The organism is Pseudoclavibacter soli DSM 23366 (assembly GCF_000423505.1).
GTDB lineage: Bacteria > Actinomycetota > Actinomycetes > Actinomycetales > Microbacteriaceae > Pseudoclavibacter_A > Pseudoclavibacter_A soli.
Genome location: NZ_AUIC01000006.1, coordinates 1 through 22,088 on the forward strand (window position 1 = coordinate 1; position 22,088 = coordinate 22,088).

Annotated in this window: 24 protein-coding genes; 1 reads left to right on the forward strand and 23 read right to left on the reverse strand. The window is 61.2% G+C overall.

Annotated features, from left to right (window positions below; translation table 11 throughout):
• The 17 genes from G557_RS0106275 to dcm form a co-directional block, all read right to left on the reverse strand.
• A partial coding sequence (locus G557_RS0106275; RefSeq protein WP_028245369.1) for a Bax inhibitor-1/YccA family protein occupies positions 1 to 598 on the reverse strand: 598 nt, incomplete at its 3' end.
• Between the two features lie 47 nt (positions 599 to 645).
• Complete coding sequence (locus G557_RS0106280; RefSeq protein ID WP_028245370.1) at positions 646 to 1,569, reverse strand: hypothetical protein; 924 nt, start codon at positions 1,567 to 1,569, stop codon at positions 646 to 648.
• Positions 1,570 to 1,591: 22 nt separating this feature from the next.
• Positions 1,592 to 2,347 carry a hypothetical protein gene (locus tag G557_RS0106285; protein ID WP_028245371.1) on the reverse strand — a complete coding sequence of 252 codons (756 nt, stop codon included), beginning with the start codon at positions 2,345 to 2,347 and terminating at the stop codon, positions 1,592 to 1,594.
• Positions 2,344 to 3,198, reverse strand: coding sequence for a hypothetical protein (locus tag G557_RS0106290; RefSeq protein WP_028245372.1), 855 nt, complete (start codon positions 3,196 to 3,198; stop codon positions 2,344 to 2,346). Before G557_RS0106290 ends, G557_RS0106285 begins: the two co-directional genes overlap by 4 nt.
• A gap of 23 nt (positions 3,199 to 3,221) precedes the next feature.
• Entirely contained in the window at positions 3,222 to 4,022 is an 801-nt protein-coding gene (locus tag G557_RS0106295; RefSeq protein ID WP_028245373.1) for a hypothetical protein, read from the reverse strand.
• 28 nt (positions 4,023 to 4,050) lie between these two features.
• The gene (locus tag G557_RS13940) at positions 4,051 to 4,224 is read right to left on the reverse strand and encodes a hypothetical protein (protein WP_156877098.1); all 174 of its coding nucleotides are present in this window, start codon (positions 4,222 to 4,224) and stop codon (positions 4,051 to 4,053) included.
• Between the two features lie 212 nt (positions 4,225 to 4,436).
• On the reverse strand, positions 4,437 to 5,267 hold the full coding sequence (locus G557_RS0106305; protein ID WP_028245374.1) for a hypothetical protein: 831 nt from the start codon (positions 5,265 to 5,267) through the stop codon (positions 4,437 to 4,439).
• Positions 5,264 to 5,755: a variant leucine-rich repeat-containing protein gene (locus G557_RS0106310; protein WP_028245375.1), complete on the reverse strand. Its 492-nt coding sequence runs from the start codon at positions 5,753 to 5,755 to the stop codon at positions 5,264 to 5,266. The genes G557_RS0106305 and G557_RS0106310 overlap by 4 nt, the downstream gene beginning before the upstream one ends.
• Positions 5,756 to 5,778: 23 nt before the next feature.
• A complete protein-coding gene (locus G557_RS0106315; protein ID WP_028245376.1) occupies positions 5,779 to 6,693 on the reverse strand; it encodes a hypothetical protein in 915 nt (304 codons plus the stop codon).
• A gap of 22 nt (positions 6,694 to 6,715) precedes the next feature.
• Positions 6,716 to 7,129: a hypothetical protein gene (locus G557_RS0106320; protein ID WP_028245377.1), complete on the reverse strand. Its 414-nt coding sequence runs from the start codon at positions 7,127 to 7,129 to the stop codon at positions 6,716 to 6,718.
• A gap of 54 nt (positions 7,130 to 7,183) precedes the next feature.
• Positions 7,184 to 9,355: an LPXTG cell wall anchor domain-containing protein gene (locus tag G557_RS0106325; RefSeq protein ID WP_028245378.1), complete on the reverse strand. Its 2,172-nt coding sequence runs from the start codon at positions 9,353 to 9,355 to the stop codon at positions 7,184 to 7,186.
• Between the two features lie 30 nt (positions 9,356 to 9,385).
• Entirely contained in the window at positions 9,386 to 10,168 is a 783-nt protein-coding gene (locus tag G557_RS0106330; RefSeq protein WP_028245379.1) for a hypothetical protein, read from the reverse strand.
• A gap of 18 nt (positions 10,169 to 10,186) precedes the next feature.
• Positions 10,187 to 10,771: a hypothetical protein gene (locus G557_RS0106335; protein WP_028245380.1), complete on the reverse strand. Its 585-nt coding sequence runs from the start codon at positions 10,769 to 10,771 to the stop codon at positions 10,187 to 10,189.
• A gap of 203 nt (positions 10,772 to 10,974) precedes the next feature.
• Positions 10,975 to 11,487, reverse strand: coding sequence for a hypothetical protein (locus G557_RS0106340; RefSeq protein ID WP_028245381.1), 513 nt, complete (start codon positions 11,485 to 11,487; stop codon positions 10,975 to 10,977).
• On the reverse strand, positions 11,484 to 11,864 hold the full coding sequence (locus G557_RS0106345; protein WP_028245382.1) for a hypothetical protein: 381 nt from the start codon (positions 11,862 to 11,864) through the stop codon (positions 11,484 to 11,486). The genes G557_RS0106340 and G557_RS0106345 overlap by 4 nt, the downstream gene beginning before the upstream one ends.
• 31 nt (positions 11,865 to 11,895) lie before the next feature.
• Positions 11,896 to 12,774: a hypothetical protein gene (locus G557_RS0106350; RefSeq protein WP_028245383.1), complete on the reverse strand. Its 879-nt coding sequence runs from the start codon at positions 12,772 to 12,774 to the stop codon at positions 11,896 to 11,898.
• A 38-nt stretch (positions 12,775 to 12,812) separates the two neighbouring features.
• Complete coding sequence (gene dcm / locus G557_RS0106355; protein WP_028245384.1) at positions 12,813 to 14,075, reverse strand: DNA (cytosine-5-)-methyltransferase; 1,263 nt, start codon at positions 14,073 to 14,075, stop codon at positions 12,813 to 12,815.
• Positions 14,076 to 14,264: 189 nt separating this feature from the next.
• Here dcm and G557_RS0106360 point away from each other — a divergent pair, with 189 nt between their 5' ends.
• Positions 14,265 to 15,656, forward strand: coding sequence for an MvaI/BcnI family restriction endonuclease (locus tag G557_RS0106360; RefSeq protein WP_211220533.1), 1,392 nt, complete (start codon positions 14,265 to 14,267; stop codon positions 15,654 to 15,656).
• 9 nt (positions 15,657 to 15,665) lie between these two features.
• On the opposite strand, the gene G557_RS0106365 is transcribed toward G557_RS0106360, so the two are convergent.
• The 6 genes from G557_RS0106365 to G557_RS0106390 form a co-directional block, all read right to left on the reverse strand.
• Positions 15,666 to 16,070 (reverse strand): hypothetical protein, encoded by a 405-nt coding sequence (locus tag G557_RS0106365; RefSeq protein ID WP_028245386.1) that lies wholly within the window; start codon positions 16,068 to 16,070, stop codon positions 15,666 to 15,668.
• Between the two features lie 23 nt (positions 16,071 to 16,093).
• Positions 16,094 to 17,497: a DUF2142 domain-containing protein gene (locus G557_RS0106370; protein ID WP_028245387.1), complete on the reverse strand. Its 1,404-nt coding sequence runs from the start codon at positions 17,495 to 17,497 to the stop codon at positions 16,094 to 16,096.
• Entirely contained in the window at positions 17,475 to 18,125 is a 651-nt protein-coding gene (locus G557_RS14440; RefSeq protein WP_425414037.1) for a glycosyltransferase family 2 protein, read from the reverse strand. Before G557_RS14440 ends, G557_RS0106370 begins: the two co-directional genes overlap by 23 nt.
• Positions 18,061 to 19,170, reverse strand: coding sequence for a class C sortase (locus tag G557_RS13350; protein WP_084627051.1), 1,110 nt, complete (start codon positions 19,168 to 19,170; stop codon positions 18,061 to 18,063). Before G557_RS13350 ends, G557_RS14440 begins: the two co-directional genes overlap by 65 nt.
• The gene (locus G557_RS0106380) at positions 19,083 to 20,759 is read right to left on the reverse strand and encodes a SpaH/EbpB family LPXTG-anchored major pilin (RefSeq protein WP_036961707.1); all 1,677 of its coding nucleotides are present in this window, start codon (positions 20,757 to 20,759) and stop codon (positions 19,083 to 19,085) included. Before G557_RS0106380 ends, G557_RS13350 begins: the two co-directional genes overlap by 88 nt.
• A 466-nt stretch (positions 20,760 to 21,225) precedes the next feature.
• Positions 21,226 to 22,083 (reverse strand): hypothetical protein, encoded by an 858-nt coding sequence (locus G557_RS0106390; RefSeq protein ID WP_028245390.1) that lies wholly within the window; start codon positions 22,081 to 22,083, stop codon positions 21,226 to 21,228.
• Positions 22,084 to 22,088 lie beyond the last annotated feature (5 nt).

The window sequence follows — 22,088 nt, forward strand, 5'->3', positions numbered from 1 at the left end:
CGCCGAAAAGCATCATGCCGACGTTGATCAGGCTGAACACCATGTAGCCGACCATGGCGATCATGAGGATCTTGGCGCCGCGAGCCGAGGCGCGCACCTTGCCGCTGGCGAACAGCGCGAGCGTCACGCCGAACACCGAGAAGGTGGCGATGACTGCCTGCACGACAACACCGGGGTAGATGCTCTCGAATACGCCCGAAATGGCACCGATGAACACGCCCTCGGCTGCGCCGTAGAGCAGAATCAGCGGCACAGAGGGCTGCTTCTTGAACGAGTTGACGAGACCGAGCACCAGGCCGACGATCATGCCGGGCACAAGAAGTGCGGGGATCATCCAGCCGATGACCGCACCCGCGATGAGAACGCCAAACAGGGTGAACGACTTGACGATCACGCCGTCGTAGGTGAGGCGGTCGGCTGAGTCTGCCAGGGGGCGTGTCTGCTGGCCTGCAGCAGCGGGTTGCGCCTGCACTGGCTCGGCGGCGGCTGGGCGGTCGTAGAGGTCGCGCAGCTGCTGGGCAGTGGCGGTCTCGCCGACGGCGGGCGCCTTGCCATTGAAGTATGCGTTGTTCGAGAGAACGGGGTTGTCCAGAGCCACAAGGCCTCCTCAGTCAGCGGAGTGCCCGCCTACACCACCTATATGCGTCAGGCTTCGGGCTCGTGCCAGAAGAGGTTGACGCCAATACCGCCGACACCTTCGATCAGACGTGTGCCTTGGGTGCCTGCGCCCGCTCTGTTCGTGGTGCGCAAGGGTGAGCCCGAACTGATGGTGCCTGCAAGCCCGTTCTGGAAATTTTCGAGGGCTTGCGCCCTGTCAGCGACCTTCGAGGTACCCGTGTCTGCCTCGATCACGAGGCTGCGGCTGGTGTCCCGGCTGGCTTCGATGGGATCGCCCACGATGGTGCTCCGATACTGGTACCCGACCAGCTGAGCAATCCGTTCCGCCTCCGCGTCACTGATGTCCCGGTCGAATTCGAGCCGCATCGCCGTCGGTGGCCCCTGTGGCGGGAACAGGCGCGGATCTCTGAATTCTCGGTCCCCGACACGTACGATTCCGGCTCCGATGTGCCGTGTCTGTGCCTCCCCGGGAGCGTCTCCGTTGATACCGCGCCGGATGGCGTGCTCCAGTGCTTCGTCGACCACCACAGAGGGCTCCCGAGCGCGGAGGTTGCGTTCGAGCTCATTGGCACGCGGGAGGTCGCCGCGTTCGAAGGCGTCGCCAAGCTGTTCCAGAGCATCGCCTGAATTCACGGGAATCCGATCCCCATACGTGGTGCCGTCCGGCTCCGCGACATTGGCGAGGAAGCCCTGCTGATGCATCTGGATGGCATCGGCGATCAGCATGCCGACCATCTTCTCCTGAGGCTTGGCGCGCAGAGCCGTGATTGCATCCGCACCAGCTGCGTAATCACCTGCGGCAAAGGCGCTGCGAATGCTCTCGTAAGTGAGCTTCCTGGGGGCGGTATCCAGACCTATTTCGGCGCCTGTCTGCTGCTTGGTGGCGAATTGGCCGGCATGTCCGGTGAGGGCGTTACCGCGGGGGTGCTGGTTGGGGTCGAAGGTGCTCATGGGAGTGGATGTGGGCGGCGGCTCAGGCGATCGTGCGGTTCTTCCCGCCCTCATAGCTGTCGACGAAGGCAACACCGGAGATTCCGGCATCGCGTGCGGCGGCCCATTGCTTGGAGACGCGGTCGACGTCGCGCACATGGACGTTCTCACTGCCGAGCACCATACTGCACACCCAATGGTTCGCCTTGCGTCTGGCGCTCAGCTGCATCCGTTTCAGTGTGGTGCCCGGGGTGTAGTCGTCGTAGACGTCAAGAGCGTCGGCGATCTGCTCCACGGTGTCTCTGGCCTCAGGGCGCTCTTGCATCTGCCCGGTTTCGAGTAGGACAAGTACCCCCTGAGCGTAGAGTCTCGCCTCGTCGGGGGTGCCGAATGCCCCTGCCGCGGTGGTGATGCCGTCCCATTTCCCGACGGCGACGCCGGTGGGGGAGTCGAGCTCGAAGCGGACGAGGGCAGCGTTCGCAACCACGTTGGCTTTCAGCTCGGGCGGGGTGGTGCCGCTCGGGCTGCTGAATTGGAGTTCGCCGGTGTCACTGGTGAACACATAGTGCCGTCGCCCCTCAGTATCTCGGATGAGCAGAGCCGGAGTGACACCGGGGTGGTCCGCCCCGCCGGAGATTCGTGTTCTGACAACGTCGTACTGTCCACTGCCGAGCACATCAACGAGGCGTGTGGCAGCGTCCAGATGAGCTTCGGGCACGCTTTGTGCTTTCGCAGCGAACTGCCCCGCATGGCCGGTGAGGGCGTTACCGCGCGGGTGCTGGCTGGGGTCGAAGGTCATTGCTGCTCCTGCGCACGAATGTAGTAATTGCCGGTGCTGGTGGCACCTGCAGGCGGTTTATCGGTGAGGAACTGGTAGGCATCCTCCACGCGGGTGGAGTACAGGTTGTCCCAGAGGGCGTCATTCAGCTCATCGTAAAGTCCGTCCGGGTCCGAATACTCGAGGTCCACGGGCTGGCCGTCCACATCGAGAGCACGGACAACGGTGAAGCGATCAATCCCATCATTGTTGTCACCGCCGTCAGATTCAAGTTCAACGGTGGCAACGTCCGGGTACTCCTCCCTCAGCAGCTTGCGGAAAACTTCGACCCCCTCCTGATTCGCCCGCTTGTCGTATTCGGCTGCCAGACTCGAGGACGAGTTCTCAGTGCGCACCGCGGTGTAGAGATCCGACAATTCGGCAAGGTCGATCTCCCCGTGTTCGAGGGAGCCCGAACCGTCGTCATCCCACTTGGAGATCACATCCCAGTCGGCGAGCGTCTCGGGGTCTGTTTCAGTCCAGTCCCAGTCAAACTCTTCAGCAAGGACGGAACCGGATGCGTCGCGGACTTCAACCCACGAGCTCACACCTCCGTCCTCAGTGGTGTGGACACGGATACTCCGAGCATCCGGATGGGCGGTGACGGTGCGCGCAGCGTTCTCTGCCGCTTCTGACACAGCCGCTGCACGGGCCGCTCGGCGGGCATCCGCAACAAATTGGGCGTACTTTCCATGGTCACGATGCGTGATGAAGCTGAAATCGGGCGCAGAGAGGGTGGTCTCGGCGCCCGTCTGCTGCTTGATGGCGAACTGTCCGGCGTGCCCGGTGACTGCATTCCCTCGGGGGTGCTGTGTGGGGTCGAATGTGCTCATGCGCGTGGATGTGGGCTGGGCGGTCAACAGGTGTAATACTCGCCAGTCTGGAGCCTGAGCTGTTCTTTCAGATGCCGCTCCCGCTGACCAGCTTCAAGCAGAGGGTCGATCCGGGAGACCAGCTGCTGCACGTCTTCCGCATGGTCCGCGACCGTCTTCTCATAACGACGCTGCTTCTGCGAACCATCGCCCCGGGCATGGACGGTGCCGTCTTGGGTGACGAGGATGCGGAACGGGCGTGAGCCGTCTGCGTTGGAGCCCCAGATTGACAGTGCCGGGCCGGCTCCGGTAGCGGTTAAGGCGAAGTCTTTCCGGTCGCAGGAGTCCACGTCACGATTGTCTGGCAGGTCCCTCCAGATGCGCTCATTGGCCTCGTCGAACAGTACCTGGCAGTGATAGGACTCGTCGCTGGCTCGCCAGATCTGCTCTCGCAGACGCACGACCGGCGAGTCATCGACAGCACCGACGAAGCGGTAGCGGTCATCACTGCTGGTGTCGACCTTTCGCGGTGCGCCCTCGCCGTCGACGAACTGCTCCGCTCCACCAGTGGTGACGAGAAAGTCCTCCGGCCGGGCGGTGGTGGTGTCTTTGTCCGCTGGGAGGAATGCGAGCCCGGGCCCCCAGTCGGCGCGACAGAGGAAATGTCCGTGGTACGTCATCTTCGAGGTCGGTGCCGGATCGTTGAGGAAGCGTTCGGTGATCTCGGACAACAGCTCGGTGCCGAGATCGATCTCTGCGCCCGTCTGCTGCTTGGTCGCGAACTGGCCGGCATGACCAGTGAGGGTGTTCCCGCGGGGATGCTGTGTGGGGTCGAAGGTGCTCATGGGAGTGGATGTGGGCTGCGCGCCCGGCTCAGGACAGCGCTCGATGGGTGATGGTGCCCTCGGGATCCATGGCGAACTTGGTCACCTTCTCGCCGTCGGCGCCGTCCTCCACTGTGATGACGTCGTACCAGTCATCTTCGCCGTCAGCCTTGGAAGTCTGCCCGTCGAGGACGTATGGGGCAAAGTCCTCGTGGCCGATCACCTCGCTGATGTACGTGTTGAGCGCCTCCGGAATATAGGAGTTCGGGCCTTCCGTGAGCTTGACATCTGGGTTCGTCTACTGCCTGGTCGCGAACTGGCCGGCATGACCAGTGAGGGTGTTCCCGCGGGGATGCTGTGTGGGGTCGAAGGTGCTCATGCGTGTGGATGTGGGCTGCTCGCCCGGCTCAGGACAGCGCTGGTCGCTGCGAGCGCTCAGGCCTTCTTGCGTCGCTTCAGCTGTTCAGGCGTGGGCGGGTACTCGTGGTCGTGTGTGGCTTGTGCCTCCTTCATGACCTGATCGAGCTCGCGGAGCATCTTGCGTCCACGGGTGGCGCTTCCGCGCCCGAGCCCGCGGATCACGCTCTCTCGCTGAGCAGCCTGGTCTCCAAAGGCGATGCCGCCATAGCCTCGCCATTTCCGACCGCCGTGATAGTAGAGGCTGGTGTTCCCGAGCGTCTCACCGGGCAGAGACACCCATGCTTTGCCGCCCGTGGTGTGAACGTCCATGCGTGTTCGAGCCCACGCATCGGCGTTATTCGGGCTGTGCCGGAGCCTTGCGGTGATGTCCACCGACAGCAGGGTGCCTTCGATGTTGTTGCCGAGATCCCCCCGTGTATTCGGGAAGACGGTATCGCGTGGGGATAGGTTGCGGGGGATCCAGTATGTCGAGTGCGCGATCTGTTTCTGGTCGGCATTCTTGACAGTGATGTACCCGGTACCGGATCCCGTGCCCATCCGCTCAATGACTTCGATGTCGAAGGGGTGCCCCTTGTACTGCAGGCGCCCCTCGAGCGCCTCATATTCGCGGCCGTTCTGGGTGATCTTCTTCACACCGCGTGCGAAGTCCACCGAGTCGACACCGTCGAAGAGGGTGATCGTTCGGGCTGCTCGTTCGATGTTTTCGGGCGACCACGTTCCGGTGCCTCCGGTCATTTCGGGCGAGAGACTCACATCGGAGCTGGTCTGCTGCTTGGTCGCGAACTGGCCGGCGTGCCCGGTGGTGGCGTTACCGCGCGGGTGCTGAGTGGGGTCGAATGTGCTCATCGAGATTCCCCGCTATAGCTCGGATTGCTGCGGACCTCATAGCTCACCTTCTTGTCCTCGTCAGTGCTGAGCAGCTGGAGGTCTTCTTCTGGTGTGTTCGGGTGCCTCGCGACAAACCATCGAACGAGTGCTGATTTATCGCGGGCAAGGCGACTCAGGGTGTCCGAGTTGGTGTTTCTGTGGCCGGCGACCGCTGCTCGAATGCTGGTCTTGCGCTCTCCGGCAAGACGACTGAGGATACGACCGTCAGCCGATGGGTTCGAGGCAACTTGAGAACGGACCTTCGGGGAATCATCGAGAGACAGCTCGTCCAGTACGTTGGGCGATGTCTCAGGGTCACGGGCGAGACGTTCACGCTCGCCAATGTCCTCGGGAAGGTTGTGCAGAAGGGCTATGTCCGCATTGGTCTGCTGCTTTGTGGTGAACTGGCCGGCATGACCGGTGCTGGCGTTACCGCGGGGGTGCTGGGTGGGGTCGAATGTGCTCATACGCGTGGATGTGGGCTGCCCAGTTAGTACAGCTCGCTCACGTTTGCGATGCCGTCGGTCACGTCGTCGCCAGTGCGAAGCGCATCGGCGAAGGTTCGTGGGGATTGCACTGGTACGTCGATTCGGCCACCGTGGCATTGCAGATCCGAGAGCCGGATGGAACCGTGTTCGCTGGTCAGTCCGGTTCCGGGCGGGAAGACGAACGCGCCGTTGATGATCGGGTCGTCACCGTCTGGTGTGATGTCAGTCGCGTAGATGACGGATCCGCGTGCGGGGCCGTCGCCGAAGTCGGGGCCGTTGTAGACGAACACCGCGTTGACATCATCCGTACCGGGTTCCCCCTCAAGCGGTATGCCGTCGACGTCGGCCCTGCGAGTGGCTGGCAGAGTCTCTGCGGTGCGTCGGACAATGGTCTCCATATGGTCGGCATCGTAACCGTCGCGGACGTCGATCACGTCTAACTGATCGACCGTATACGCCTTCGACTTGGAGCCTTTCAGCACAAGGTAGTCCTTGCCCTGCAGGTTCATCGCACGGCCTTCGATGATTCGAATGTCGCCGGCCCGACCTGTGGTTAGAACGGTCACTTTCCGCTCCTGCTGGCCGGTGAGCATCCGTCGGTTCGCCTCCGCGTCAGAGCGCCACCGGAGCTTGTTCGTGAGCATGCCGGAGAAACCCTTCCGATCGCCGTGATTGGCGCTCACACGCATCCGCACGATACTGGGGAAATCCGGATCTTCCTCTTCGAAGACGGCTGCGTTGAACAGCTGGCGTTCCGCGCGATTGAGCTGCTCCGTTTTCAGCATCTCGAGGCCGGTTCGACGTGGCGTCGTGCCAAGGCTCACCTCAGCGCCTGTCTGCTGCTTGATGGCGAACTGGCCGGCGTGACCGGTGGAGACGTTCCCTCGTGGGTGCTGTGTGGGGTCGAAGCTGCTCATGGGAACGGATGTGGGCTGCGCGTCAGAGGTCGAACAGGGGAGGGGGTTCATCGACCACCACGTCGTGCTTGCCTGCTGGCAGTCGGAGCAGGCGTCCGTCCACTTTAGATTGCGCATGCCAGCCGTCGGTTCGAGCAGCGCGCGGCGGAACCAGCCCAGCTCTTTCGAGCTCACCTCGCTGACCGCTCTGGGCAGGGCTCTCTGGGGAACCGGTGCGGACGCTCACCTCTGCGGCGGTCTCAGCCGAGCGTCCGATGAGTCGGCAGGGCTCTCCTTCCCACACCACAACATCGTTCGCTTTCGGTATCCGTCGGGTAGTGGCCAGCTGTGGGTATAGGGAGACCTCTGCGGGGGCTTGCTGCTTGGTGGCGAATTGTCCGGCCTGCCCGGTGGAGGCGTTACCGCGCGGGTGCTGGGCGGGGTCGAAGCTGCTCATAGAGCCGCATGTGGGCTGGCCCCACCTTTTGGAGCAGAGCGCCGGCCCAATCGCTCAGGCCCTCCGCCGGGCCACGATGATGGCGCTTCCCAGAAGCATCGCGGCGCCCCCAGCGGCGATGATCGCCGAGGACTCGTCACCAACACCCGTTCGGGCAAGCTCACCAGTTGACGAGTCCTGCGAACTGACCTCTGGGGTGCCCGTGTCATCAGCCGTATCGTTTGTTTCCGCGACCGGTGTAGTCTCGTCGTCCGGGGCGGTCGAGTCATCCGTCTCGGGGGTCTCGGGGGTCTCGGGAACTTCAGTCTGGTCTTCGGCCCCGACGATGCGCTGGATGAGTGGGGTCTCACCAGCCTTATAGCTGGCCACGCCGAAGCTTACGTTGGTAGCTTGCACCTGCCAGATGTCGCCATCGATCGCAGCGGAATGTGCCTTGCCATCTAGGTAGATGGTGTCGGTTCCTGCCGCGCCACTGCCATTAGCCTCATCTTCGGCTGAGTTGATGATTCCCCAGAAGCTGTCGACTTTGTTCCCGCTGGCATCAAATTGGTTCCAGACATAGACGTACCCAGGGATTCCGCGAACAGTCACCTGAGTGTCACCGGCATTGATCGGGTCGATGCTCAGTGTGCTGCCGTCCACGATCTTCACCTCGTCATCGGGCACGGTGATCTGCCGCAGCACCTGATTGCCGTAGCCGTCCGTGTATCGGAGCTCGATGACCTGGCCTGCTACGATGTCGGGGTAGAAGAAGCTTAGACTGAGCGACCGGCTATGAGATGTCCTGAGCCATTCGCCGCCGTCAACGCGGTACTCCCAGCCACCCGAAATGAGCTCATCCGCGGTGAGATCCCGGTACGCGTTACCGAAGATCACCAGTGTCCCTGAAGAGTCGTAGGAGTACCTGAGCAGCCCAGCATCGACGGAACCAGTGCTGTCCACACGTTCCGGCTGTTCAACTCCGCCGCCTCGAATCGACGGCTGGACAAGACCGACGCCGTATTCGAGCTGGTAGGAACGCTTGAAGGTCGAGCCCTCGGCGTTCTTAGCATACAGTCGAATGAGGATCCGGTCACCTTGCTTGAGTTCTTTGAATGCGGATGCGAAGGGTTGGTCGGCCATGTTTGCGAGGCTGTCCCAAGAACCGTCGGAGTTGGTCGTCCATGTGGCGCTGTTATTCGGCCAGTCGCTCGAGTCGGGGTCGATCTTCCCCACACTGATCGAGTATTCACCGGGGACGCTGACCTTCCCGGAACCATCGGCATTTATCGTTGCCGCAAGCTGGTCGTAAGTGTCGGTGTTGATCGTCACTGTTACGGGTGCGGTGGCCTGCCATGCGTTCGTGTATCCGACCACGGTGACCACGTCTCCCTTTTCCGGCAGGACCTGGGAGTACAGGGACGTGGAGTTGATATTCTCCGAGAAAGTCAGCACCTCTTTGTACTCGATACCGTTGTGCGTCCAAGTCGCGACCGCTGCGCTGATATCTGAACCTTGTGCTCGTGTAACCTTCAGGCCACTCCACGGGGTCGGCTCGTCATCCACAGTGATCGCCTCGGACGTGGCCCCGGGTGTGGGGATCGTATAGGAGATCGGATCCCCATAGAAGCTGCTGGAGAACGTATCGCCATCAAACGGGGTCAGCTTGAGGACGTTATAGCCATAACCGCTGTCTTTGCCGTAACTGCTCAATACAGAACTGATGTCCAAAGTCCACTCCCCATCAGAGGCAGGTTTCACCCAACCGCTCCGGTTGAATTGCGCAGCGGTGTAGCCGGTGGTCGCGACAGTCAGACCCTTGCCGGTCTTGAATTCGGGGGTGCCGAAAGAATAGCCCTGCAGGTCACTGGCGGGGAGAACTTCGCCCTCGAAGAGAACCTCGGCATCGGCAGATTCGCCGGCTTTAGCAGTGAAGTGGTCGCCGGCGCGCATCGACGTGGAGAATTTGCCGTTACCTTCCTCGTCCAGGAGGACGGTGAAGCTGTAGGGGCTGTCCCCGTCACCAATGATGTACACCCTGCCATTCGGTGTGCCGCTGACGATGCCGCCGACACCCTGATAGATTGCCAGCGACGAGATCTCAGTGGCATCGACCGTGGAGGCTGTGGCCTCAGCTGAGCCGAATGACCCGGCCGCGGTGGCAGCCGTGGCCGGGAGTGCGCCGAGCCCGCTAGTGAGGACGGCGGCGAGTGCGGCAGCGGCAATGAATCGGGTGCGTGTCGACAAGATAGTCCCTTTCCTGAGTCTGTTAGACACTTATGCGGAGGCGGGCAGTTCGACGACCACACCGCCGTCGTCCGTCGGTCGCACCTTGTACCCGGCGCCGGAGATGGACTGTTCACGGGCGTCAAACATCTCGTCCCACTGGTACGTGAATTCAGATGTTTCGTCGAACGTGCCGATTACCTCGTCGTTGGCACCGCGCACGTCTTTGATGCGCACATAATCGCTTCCGTCCAAGTCGGCGGTGATGCCAACGGAGGCTGCGCCAGGGTAGGTTTCGCGCAGCTTACCGGTGAAATTCTGGAGGTCCCGCTTGGTCGCTTCGGCCTGCGCATGAAACGCCCGGTTGACTGGGTTGAGTGCGTACTGCGCTGCTGCATCCAACCGACTGAGTTGAGCGAGGTCAACCGTACTGCTGTCCCGATCAAGGATGTCGAAAGCTTCGAGGTCGTCGAAGTCGAATTCTCGAATATTCAGGTAGACGTCCTCGGCGATCTCGTTGCCGTCTCCGTCGAGGACGTCGGCAAAGGCTGAGATGTCATTCAGCTCGCCCATATGGACACGGATGCTCTCGGCTGCAGGGTGCTCAGCGATGATTCGGCGGGCGTTGTCTGCCCAGTTGACAATCGCAGCGTTGCGGCGAGTCTGCCACGCGAGCAGCTGGGCTGCTTTGACGTCAGTATGATTCGGCGCGAACCGCACCGCCGGGGTCTCGAGTGTCACGTCAGCGCTCGTCTGCTGCTTAGTCGCGAACTGACCGGCGTGACCGGTGACGCTGTTGCCGCGCGGATGCTGTGTGGGGTCGAATGTGCTCATAGAACCCCATGTGGGCTGCTACAGCCCCTGTGTGAAAAAGGTCACGAGTGCGCTGTACACCGGGTTGTTGGGGTTCCAGCGGAACATTCGAGCGAGCTCAGCGCCGATCTCTTCGGTGTCAAACTCGGCTCCATGAGCAAAGTCGACACATGCCGAATAGACCTCGGCGTCGTTGATACGCATTGCAAGCACATAGCGTATGGCGGCCACGGCCTCGGCGTCACTGTACTCACGCTCCCCGGCGATATCTAGGGTGGTACCCCAGATATCCCACATCTCATCGGCGCCCCGCGCGGCTTCAGCCAGCCTTGAAGAGGGCCAGTCACTGGTCAGCCGCAGCCGATAGCTCTCAGCGTCGAAGCTGTCGAACCCGGCCTCGATCAGTTCCGCAGAAGTGAGTCCCGCGGGCCATTCCCCGGTGAAAGCATCCGCGGTGTCTAGTGTGTTGCCGCTCCGGTCGACGAGCCTCTCCGGGCGCAGGCTGCCAGAGCTGTCTGGGCTCACGACGAGCGCGTCGCCCGCGTGCAGGCCGGCACTGCGCATCTGGGACTGCAGGGTGTCGACGAGGGTGATGAGTGCATCTGGTGCGGCTGTTGTGTTCATGCCGTCCCTTGTGCGCGGAGACATCAGGCGTCCTGCTCTCCAGCCACTTCGAGAGCGTGCTGGTACCAGTCTGTTCTGTCCTGATAGTGAAGGTGCGCTGGCTGGGGTCGTGTTTCGTTTTGTGCCCACATACGCAGGTCGCGGTGGCCGCGGCCCATTTGTCAAGCACGGTTGACGCATCATCTGCACCGGGCTGTGCCGCTCTATGCGCGACCTTCATCGAGCTCATGCCACTGGCTGACGATCTGATCGAAGACCACTTGATCTTCGCCGTCTTCGATATCCTGCTGTGCTGTCAACTCCACCCACTCGCGCTCGGTGATCTCACCGGCGTCGAGACGGTGGTCGCTCGGCCGATCAACGTAGAACACAGCTCGCAGCGTCTCCACTACACCCGCGTGCAGCTCGTCATCGTCATACATGCTCAGCACCTCGCCGACATAGAACTCCTCGAGCGGCTCGAAGGCATTCTCAGCGTTCGCGCAGGCGGTCGCGTAGTCTTCCGGGCCGTCAAAATCTTCGGCGGTGTGCCATGCCGGATAGATGCGCTGCAGGTGGCTCATGCGGTCACGGCCCCGGCGACCGAGCTCTGCGCGCTCTTCGGAAAGGAAGTCCAGACCAATCTCGGGGTTCGTCTGCTCCTTGGTCGCGAACTGGCCGGCGTGGCCGGTGAGGGTGTTACCGCGCGGATGCTGGGTGGGGTCGAAGCTGCTCATGAGTCCGGATGTGAGCTGCTGTCGTTCGCCCGATTCACAGCGTGCGCCAGCCCCGCCAAAAACAGGACGCGCCGAGCCAGCAGGATTGGGTCTCCATCTGCCGAAGTCAGCCAGCGCGGCTGGACGGTTGCATGCACCTCGAGACGTCCGTCGTCGGTACGGCGAGCACTGGTGTCGATGTCGATCTCCACCGAAGCCGGGTCGATGTCGAACAGGTTCGCAAGCGGCGCGATGGTTTCTGCGGAAAGCTGCTGATGTCCAGTCGGCAGTGCCTCCAGACCAAACTCGGCCCCCGTCTGCTCTTTGGTGGCAAATTGCCCGGCGTGACCGGTGAGAGTGTTGCCGCGCGGGTGCTGGGTGGGGTCGAAGGTGCTCATGGGAGCGTATGTGGGCTGCACTGTGACGAGATTAACTCGCGTTTCCAACGTCTTTGGTCTCATTTGTCTGCAGCCGGTGGGTGAACGCAGCAACCGCGATGTCCCGGGCCACGGAGCCGCTCACTGGCAGTGCTGGTGCGTCTTCGGTGACGGCGGGGATTTCTGCGCTCCAGATTGAGTGCACGGTACTCACCCCAGCGCGACCGGTGTACGCAGCGTATACCTGCCCGCTTGGAACCGTGTACCCCGTGAGGTACCAGTGCCAGCCGTCCAGATGCAGCAACACGTCCAATTGGACGTACACGAGACGTTCGGCATGCTGATCCCAGATGCGGCGGGAGATTGCGTCAAAGATGTGCGAATCCGTATTGATCAGCCATCTGCGCATCACTGGGTCTGAGAAATCCTCCGACCCGATGGCCTCAGCCACCAACGCTTCGGCGTGCTCGAATTGGTTGATTTCCAGACTGAGTCGAGCAAGGTCGTCCTCCGCCCATTTCAGCTGAGACTGTGCCGAAGAGAGTGCCGCACGAGCCTGCTCGACTGCTGCCACAGCATTCTCCACGCGCACTCGATCGGACGCAGTGGCACCGTCACGAACAAAAGTCATGGAACGCAGCCCGTGTTGCCACGTCACAACCCGGATGTCGGAACTCTCGAACTCACTGGTGTCTTCGTCGTGCGTGGGTATATGCCAGCCTGCGTCCGGATCGAAGAACAGCTGTGCAGTCTTCGCCTCGTGCTCGTTGATGCAGCTCAGGCTCGGGTCTCCCTCCGCGCCCCAGAATGTGTCCACCAGATAGGCTTCGCCAGTGTCGCGGTAGGTGTGAGCGCAGGCGATGCCCTCGCGGCAGTGCCGGTCTTTGGGGGTGTAGCGGTAATAGGCGCCTGGAATCAGCTGATCGGTCATATGAGCCTCCCTCGTCAGGGAGGCTGTGCGCGGACGGCCTATTCTTCGTGTTGATGCCGCATAATGGCGAGCACGTGAGGCCGCATGATGCGGGCGACCTCGGCGATCATGGGAACCACTACGGAGTTGCCGAACTGTCGGTAGGCCTGTGTGTCGGAAACGGGGATGCGAAAACTGTCGGGGAACCCCATGAGCCGTGCACACTCGCGCGGGGTAAGCCTTCGGGGGCGTTCACCGAACCCTTGGGCGACGAGAATTTCGGAGCCGTCCTTGTAGTACCGAGCGGATAGCGTCCGTGAACGATCGTCCGGACCGACCAGCCCGTAGCCGAAGCCATTGCCTGCGGCTCGGTGCTTTGCCGCGTAGTTTTGCAGGTACTCCCACAAGCGGGGCGTGAGCGTGTATTTGTCCTGCACTTTCTGCGACTCGTGGTCGAAAAAGCGATCCCCGTCCCACGGCAACCGTGGTTCGGTGCCGTCAGTGCGGTGCAGAATGTCTCGCATGACGGGTTTGTGCTCGGGGAACACCATGTCGTCGAAGCTGAAGTCGGGTCGCGGTTCTCGAAACCCGACAAGCATGATGCGTTCCCGGTGCTGCGGCACGAACGCGCCGCCATCGATGACTCGTTCGTGCAGATCGTAGCCGAGCTCCTCAGTCAACGTCTGTCTGATCACCTCGAATGTGCGCCCCCGGTCGTGCGACTTGAGATTCTTCACATTCTCCAGCAGGAAAGCTGCTGGGCGTTTAGCGGCGATGATGCGAGCAACGTCGAAGAACAGTGTCCCTTGGGTCTTGTCTTTGAAGCCGGTCGGTCTTCCCAACGCGTTCTTTTTACTCACGCCGGCGATCGAGAACGGCTGACAGGGGAAACCCGCCAGCAATACGTCGTGGTTCGGCACCTCGTCTTCGGAGTATGTGGTGATGTCGCCGATGAAGGGGTCGGTATCGTTTCCAGCGAGAGGGAAGTTCGCACGGTAGGTCTTCTCCGACCACTTGTTCCACTCGCTCGTCATGACGCACTGACCGCCTGAGGCCTCGAAAGCACTGCGAATCCCGCCAATGCCAGCGAATAGATCAATGGTGTCGAAAGCGGGGGAGTCCACCTTCCCCATCGGCGCCTGAGCCAGCTGTCGAAGAGCAGTGACGAGATACGGGCGCTGCGGTGGGTTTCCGCTGAGCCAGCGCTGCACCGTTCGCGTCTGCACACCAAGCTGTTCAGCTATCCACTCGAGCGAATAGGACTTGTGTAGATCTTCAAGGAGGGCGAGAGTCTCATCCGCTGGCGCAATTGGGGAATCCATTAGGACATTATGTCGCGAAGATGACACATATGCCAGGCGGGCGCTGGGCGCGTCGCTCGAGCGGATAGAATCGTCGGACCTGCTGAGCGCAGACATGAGTGTACGGCAGGCGTCTGACACGAATGGGTCTTCGAGGGGCGAACTATGGGGCGGATACCCGACATCGATTATGGGCGGTGGCTGAACGACTTGACGGTTGACGGCATTCGAGACCGTCTCGCAGACCTCGGCTGTGACCGTGCAATCGTGAAACGGCTGAGTCAGAACCACAACTCCAAGAACCAGATCTACGTCGGCAAAGACCTCACTGAGCTCAATGGACTGCCCATCGGACCTTTGAGCGCATCCGAATCAACCTCATCCAAGCACGGCGGACCAACGAAACCGAAGTTCCAAGCGCCGGTGGCTCTGAGCTGGCTGGTACCAGATTCATCCGTCACAGTGCCAGCGCCCAGCACCAAAGTGATCTACTATCCCCAGTACCCGGAAGTGCGCCTGTCCGGGTTCCTGAAAGGGTGCCCGGAATCGCCGGCTTTCCTGATGAGCCCGGATGCGCGTGGCAAAGACGAGGGGCGAATCCTCATCCTTGGTCTTGCCGCCGAGGAGGGCGACACATGCCCGTCGAACAGCGTGTTCGCGATCGTCTTGCCACCGGAGGCTCGTGCCGCGGAAGCGGTCTGGGAACTGGCCACACCGGCCGAGGGTGGATTTCGGCTCTGGAGCATCGGGCAAGCTGAGCCGGCCTCAGCGGATCCGCGTAGATCTCTGATCTCACGAGCGAGCGAGATCAGAGGCCGCGGGTGGTTGCCGCTCACGCGAATGCTCCCGGATGGTTCAGTCATCTCCTATAACGCGCAGAACGCCCACGGCTATACGATTGAAGCAGCATTCGGGGTGCGCCCGAATGGGCGGGCGGAACCAGATTTCGAAGGCTGGGAGCTCAAATCGCATGTAAGTGCGTCAGGCTCAGGTGCAGGCAGCCCGTTGACGCTGCTGACCCCCGAGCCTGACGGCGGCATGTACTTGACGGACGGGCAAACAGGGCTGCTCTCATTCATGCTTGCTGTGGGGCATCGTGTCCCGGAGCAGAAGTCAAGCGCGTCGCAGCCGTTCGGCACCAAGTGGTACTTCACCGGCGCGCACCAGGTCGGGATCGTCAACGCGAAACCAACCCCGACACTCCTGCAGCTCAGCGGATTCACCGACGCTCAGACATTCGATGCGCAAGGGCACGTGGAGCTGTTAGGACCCGGTCAAAACGTTCTCGCCTCCTGGAGCTTTTCGAAGCTGCTCGATCATTGGAAGACGAAGCATGCGTCAACCTGTTATCTGCCGGTGGAGCTCGATCGCGCGAACAACAGGTTGCGCCTCAAAGACGAGATATGGGTCGCTGAAGGTACGCGTTTCGGACTGTTCCTCGATGGTCTGTGTCGCGGTGACGTCTTCTACGACCCCGGTACGTCCGCCACGCTCATGGGAAGCACCGGACAGTGGCGTTTCAAACGACGCAACCAGTTCAGAGCAAAGCCCGGCAATCTCGCCAGCCTGTATGACTCGTTTGTCAAGATCCCACTGGCTTAGGCTCGTCGGTCAATGCCCGGCTTGGTATGTCTCGTCCAGGTGCACCGCGGCCGATAAGTAGAGTCGATAGCCACCTTCGTCGCGGCGGTCTGCAAGCCCAGCTCGCTCGAGGCGGGCGATGTCGTCATCTGACCACGGATTCTCTGTCGAGCCGAGCGGGGTGTCTTTCGCACCACGGATGCTGAGCTGGTCGCTGTCATCAACGAAGGCGTACCGTGCCCCCGGTAAATCGGACATCAGCTGCCTTGCCCAGTCCGCGCTGCGAGTCACGATAGTGCGATTGGTGGCTGTGGCCTGTGCCTCTTCCGAACGCAGACCGGCAGCGATTTTGACTTCAGCTCGACTCTGGGGTTTGGTCGCGAACCGGCCAGCGCTGCCTCGGGGATGCTCTGTTGGGTCAAACGAAGTGCTCATGGGAGTGGATGTGCGCTGGCGCACTAGAGGGTGTAGGCGACCTCCGCAGTGAATGCAGCTGTCAGCGCAGCAACACCTGTGAGAGCGATCACCATAGATGACCCTCGCTGTGAGCGAAACACAACAGGCAGTGCCGTAAGAGCTGCAATGGGAATCAGATACCTGCCCTGCACACCCGTGACGATCTCCGCGTCTACTGGGGCGAAGGCAATGTACATGGAAAGGGTGACGATCCCCAGTGTTGCTATGGCGATCCCTGCTACAGCTACGCTCGCAGGGAGGGGAAAGCTGTGTGTCACTGTGTGGAGGCCATAGCTCACGCCGAGCAGAAGACCGAGCACCACAAGAGTCCACAGTGGGGCTCGGACGCTGTTCCACATCGCGGATCCGGCAAATTGCTCACCGATCTGCTGGAGACTGAGTGGATCGATCCACGTCCGGACGGATGCAGTCAACACGCCGAGTGGGTCGTTTACCAGCCGGTCGAGCTTCTGGTGCAACCCCACCTCACCCTGATAGGCGTTCGGTGCGCCGGCGTTGACCACTGTCTGCCAGAGCACGGCCGGCAATACTGCCAGCGCAGCCCCCGAAACGCTCAACCAGACCCACGTCCTTGATCGTGCTCGCCGCGCGAGAGGAACTACTATGAGCAGCGCGGTCAAAGGCGCATACGCCGATTTTGACAGCACCAACGCGGTGAGGGCGACACCTGCCCAGACTGACGCATTCCAGGCATGAGCATCCGACTCGGCTCTGATCGACCTAATGACTAAAGCTACACTCAACAGCGCCAGTGAATTCACCACAGCGTCTGCTCCCAACACCGCGCTCTGAGCGACAGTCACTGGAAGACAGGCGATGACGGCGAGCACCGTAGCTGAGGCGCCGCCTGCGAGCCTGACGGACAATGCCGCTGCGCCGGCTGAGAAGATGACGCCGGCCAATCGAGCGAGGTAGACGATTGCAACCACCGGAAGTCCAATTGCAGTGCCAGTCATAACGGTGAACGTCTGCGGTAGATATGCGATCGGTGAGTATATGGCGACGTTGTAAAAACCAGCGTCAACGACCGCCTCGTGTGAGGGCAGGGACCATACCGCGCTCCAGTCAATTTGGGAGGCATGTTCGCTCGGAACCATCTGTGACCACGAGAGCGGATATAGATGGACGGCCTTGATCAACCGAATGACTGACAGCTCTGTTGCGCCGCCCCATGCCGGGCCCGTGCTAAAACCGAAGAGGCTTTCGAATGCATCGCTGCCGGATACGTCATGGCCCACAGACTGCCCGTGGGCGATCTGCCAAATTCTCATCATGTGGACTGGTTCGTCCTGCCCGTATGCAGGAGGGATCATCAGCGCGAGTATGCCTCCGAATATGAGCACCGTGACGAAGGTCCACAATTCAGGTCTGCGGAGGTGTTGCATGCCACCACATCCGTTCATGGGCTGCTATTGCATCTATATGGCGAACCGCATCTTTGACGGGGCGTATGTGACTCGAACGTCCTGCCAGCGGTGTCTTCAGACGAACTGGTGGCTGCACAAAACGGAGTCCCATATCTGCTGCGTCAAGGATGCTCGTTGACGCCCATTCAAAGCCGGTGGAGCCGCGACCGAGCCTGCGCACCGTCTCTGTGTATCCACCTCTCATACCGCAATGGAAGTCGCGTACATCGACCTTGGCTATTGTCCGACCGAAGGCGCTCAGAATGCTGGTCCCGATTCTGTTGAGTAGGGGGCCGCGCGACCCGGTGCCGTGAGCCCACCGATTGCCGACGACAAAGCTGTCCTCAGTCATATCAGCCAAGAACCGACGTATTGTCTCTTGATCGCCGACTGGGTATGTGTCGTCTGCATCAGCGATGATCACCCGATTCGTACGGACGTGTTCTAGGCCGTAACGTATAGCAGCGCCATACCCGTGCTGTGTATCCCGATCTAGCGTGACCACACGGGCTCCAGCTTCGAGTGCAAGCACCGCGCTGTCGTCAGTTGAGGCGTCGTCCGCGACGAGCACTTCGGTGATACCTTCGATCCCTGCCAGGCCGTCCACGGCGCGGTAGACGGTTCGAGCGACGGTGCGTCGCTCGTTCAGACAGGGGAGCAGTATTGTCAGCCCCGGTTGGAGTGTTGAGTCTGGCAAAGTTCCTCCTGTCATGTATGGCTATGCGAGCGGCTGTCAGGACTACTGCAGTGGCACCGATCAGATCGATGACCAACCACCATGGGAAGGACACCTCGGGGACGTCCAGTGTGGTTGCGTCATCAGTAGTAGCCACCCGCTCCGCATTGACGACGAGGCGCTGAGTATTGATGCCGATCGGGGTGCAGGTAATCAGGCTGATCATGTCTTGGTTCGGGTCGGCTTCCAAAAGGTCGATACGATCTGGGTCGATCGTTTGAATGTCGGTGACTTTGTAGGTGAGCACCCGTCCGAATGTGCTGATCTGTATCGTCATCCCGACCGTCGCGTGGTGCAGCGGGGTGAACAGCGCGGCTGATTGCAGTCCGGAATGGCTTGTCAGAACCGATCGAGTTCCCGTTCCACCGACTGGCAGGTCGGATCCGGGCAGATGTCCAATACCGGTGCGCAGGACGGTATCGGACACTCCGTGGTATATCGGGAGGTCGATGTTCAATTCTGGCATCGTCAACTGAGCCATTGGCGAGTCAGAGCCGACATTGAGCTGATCAATGTACTGCTGAACAGACTCACTCGCCGAGTCGTCTCCGAAAGGGTCCGCCAACGAACGAGCGCCCTTAGATCGGTTGTAGTCTTCGGCGGCTTCGAGCACGTCAGAGCGCTCGCCTTCCGGCAGTTGAGCGACTGTCTGCTGGTAGGCGAGACTTGCCGAACGGTGTTCTCGCTGTGCAAACCAGTCGGCTGTAGCTGGGTAAGTCGCCATGAGCAGCCCAATGAGGAGTATGGCGCCGGCTGCTGCTGCACGGGGAAGGGGCACTCGACGGTGTTGACGCGAGTGCCCCTTGTCGCCGCCCATGCGCTTATGCGTCAGCCGATGTGAGCGCGGCGCTGTGCACGAATCAGCAGCCCGGCACCGATCGCTGCTACGCCAAGCCCAGATGCGATGAGCAGCCATGTGCCGGCACCGCCAGTGAGCGGCAGAGTCCCACCCGAGGTGTAGTTTGTGATGGTGACCGTCGTGGTCTCACCACCGGCGATTTCCACCTCAACGGGCTCGGCCTGGAGTACGTAGCCGTCGGGCGCCTTGGTTTCCACGAGCCAGTACGTCAGCTCAGGAACAGTGCAGTAATCTTGGCAGGTTCCGGCGGTGACGGGGGAGCCGTTAGCGAAGTCACTGGCAGTCAGACCAGTAAGCGTCGCAGTACCGTCTACAGTGCCAAAGCCTTCATCAAAACCCGTAATCGAGTCGTCCAGCAAACCGGGATGGTAACCACTGGTGAGATCCACAGCCAGACTGCGGCTAAGTACGGTGTTCCAGCTCACATCCCGCGATGCAGTGACCGCGTCTTCCTTGCTGGCAAAGATGGCGAACTCGGCCCCGTCACTAGTAATCGGCTTGCCGGAACCATCGACCTTATTCACAGTCAGGCTGCCTCGCCGGTACTCCACCTCGTTCGACGATGCGGGTGTGCCCGCATCGATAGCGCTTTGGCTGGCGTACAGAACACCGGAGTTCAGGATTGATGAGTTGTTGACGTCATCGAGGTTTGTGGAGATGTCACCGTCGTTGTCTGTGATCGCAGTAGCTGAGACTGACGCCGTAAGCGTGTGAGTTGTCGAGTTCTTAGCGAGCTCCAGACCCGGGGCAAGAAGAGAGATCGTCACAGTGTGTGTGCCGTCGCCATTCTCAACGTTGGTGTACTCCCAGTCGACCCCTTGCTCGAGCTCCGTACCGTCGATTGTGACTGTCTCGGGGTAGACATTGATGAGCTGTTTGTCCAGCACATCCACGATTTTGTAGGCGTCAGTACCACCCACCGGCAAAGCTGCGGTGAATGTGTAGTTGATATTCTCGCGCCGATCGGTGCTCGTGGTATCGGAGATAGCCAGCGACAGGCCCGCACGCTCGTTCTTCGGATAGACGTGGATGTCGGTGTTCCATGTGGACACATTGATCTCGCCCTCGTTGGAGCCGAAATAGACGCTCTGGTTCTCACCGGGCATGGGAATTGTCACCAGGAAAGGCTCAGCAAGCCAGTAGCCTGCCGCGATCTGGTCCGCGGTGAGTGGCGATGGCGTCACCAGATACTGACCGGTTTCGCCCCAGACGCTCACGCTTGAGTCTGTGCCCTCTTCGTTGATATGGGTGGTGACCGTCACGACCGGCTCTTCCTCGTCGTAGAGGTACACGGAAGCACTGGTGTCGACTGCAGGGTACGTGCTTGTATCCCCTGCAACGAAGTTGGTCTCATTCAAAGCTGCCTGCTGCCAGCCGCTGTTCGTCGTCAGATCAACGCCGGTCACCTTGTGAATGTCGTAGGAGACACCGTCAATGGGGGTGGCGCCGTTGAGATCCTCGATTAGCGATCCATCTGCCTCGCCAAGATCTGTGTCTCCTTGCTGAAGAGAGTGGATGGTCAGATAGCCCGAGTCAGGAACGTCTAGGCTCTCAGCACTGGCCGCAACGGGCAGTGACAAGCCGAAGAGGGCAAGTGCTCCGGTAAAAGCCGCTGCAGCCCGTAGCGCGTGTGGTCTGGTGGACATGTGTTCTCCTCGCTTGGCCTGTGCGCCGGGTAGGTGCACAGGGTTGTCGTATCAACGAACACTTATGCGTAGGGGGTGCACCCCTTCGAGAGACATGCGACGTGCACCGCTCGCATAGCCCTCTCTAAGCCGAAGGCCAAGGAGGGTCAGGGAGGTGCATCATGGGCAGACGGGGACAGCGAGAACGTGAGTCGACAGCACAAGCGCGCACGTCGGCAATCACCACGCAGACATTGATTGATAGGTACAGGAGAGGCGCCGGTGAGACTGGTGAACAGGCGCAGGCTGACGTTGAAGCATGGTGCCGCGAGGTACGGGCTCGCGCCCTCCAGGAAGCGTCAGATGCGCTCTTAGCACTATCCCAGGAGCGCATGAGCCGGGCTCCCGGCGAAGTGGAGACAATGAACGAGTGCATGCTGCTGCACAGCGCCAGCAACCTTGTCCGGTCGCTCTGAACGCCCGCTGCTCAGAGCTGGTTGCGCACCTCGTCCCAGAGACCCTCCGGGAGGTCGTCGGCGTCAGCCAGGTGCAGCTGATCGATGACCTCATCTCGGTACACTGACGGGTCGATGTGTGCGTAGAGGTCGGCTGCCGGTTCCTCTTCGACAAAGCCGCGCCTCTGATCCTGACGGATCATCTGGGCAATCAGTCGAGGGGCCGCATCGGCCACAGTTTCGCGACTCGGCCAGTCATACACCCCCGAAGCGGCACCAGTGGAGGTGAGCTCCAGTCGCCCGATGCCCTCTTCCTCATCAATGCTGGTGCTCGCTCCGGCCGCTGCGAGCCATGAGTCGCTCTCAATGCCCTCGGCAACCAGATCGCTGGGGATGAGTGAGTCGGCGGGCTGCCACTTCCGCTCGCCGGGACGCAGAATCCAATGGGGGCGCCAGCGCCCGTCGGGGTGATCGTTCTTGAAGTCCAAGCGTGTTCCGACCGGCTGCTGCTCCAGTGCACCGATGAGGCGACGGCTCAGCCGCTTGTCGTGTGTGTCGGTGCTGGAGTCCCTCTCGGACACGTCCGCAGCCAGGATGTCGAGCGCACCCTGCACACGCGAGATCGGCACATCCATCACCCGCTCCAACTCATCTTGACCATGGGCGTCTCGGAAATCGTCCTGCAGCCGCTCTCGAATGAAGCGGTCGGCGAGATCGGGAGAGAGGTTGACGCCGTAGTCTTCCCAGACTTGACTGAGGTAGCCCGCATAGGCATCGTGCCCGACATCCAACGTGGTCTCAGCGCTCGTCTGCTCTTTGACGGCGAATTGTCCGGCGTGGCCGGTGACGGTGTTCCCGCGGGGGTGCTGGTTGGGGTCGAAGGTGCTCATAGGAG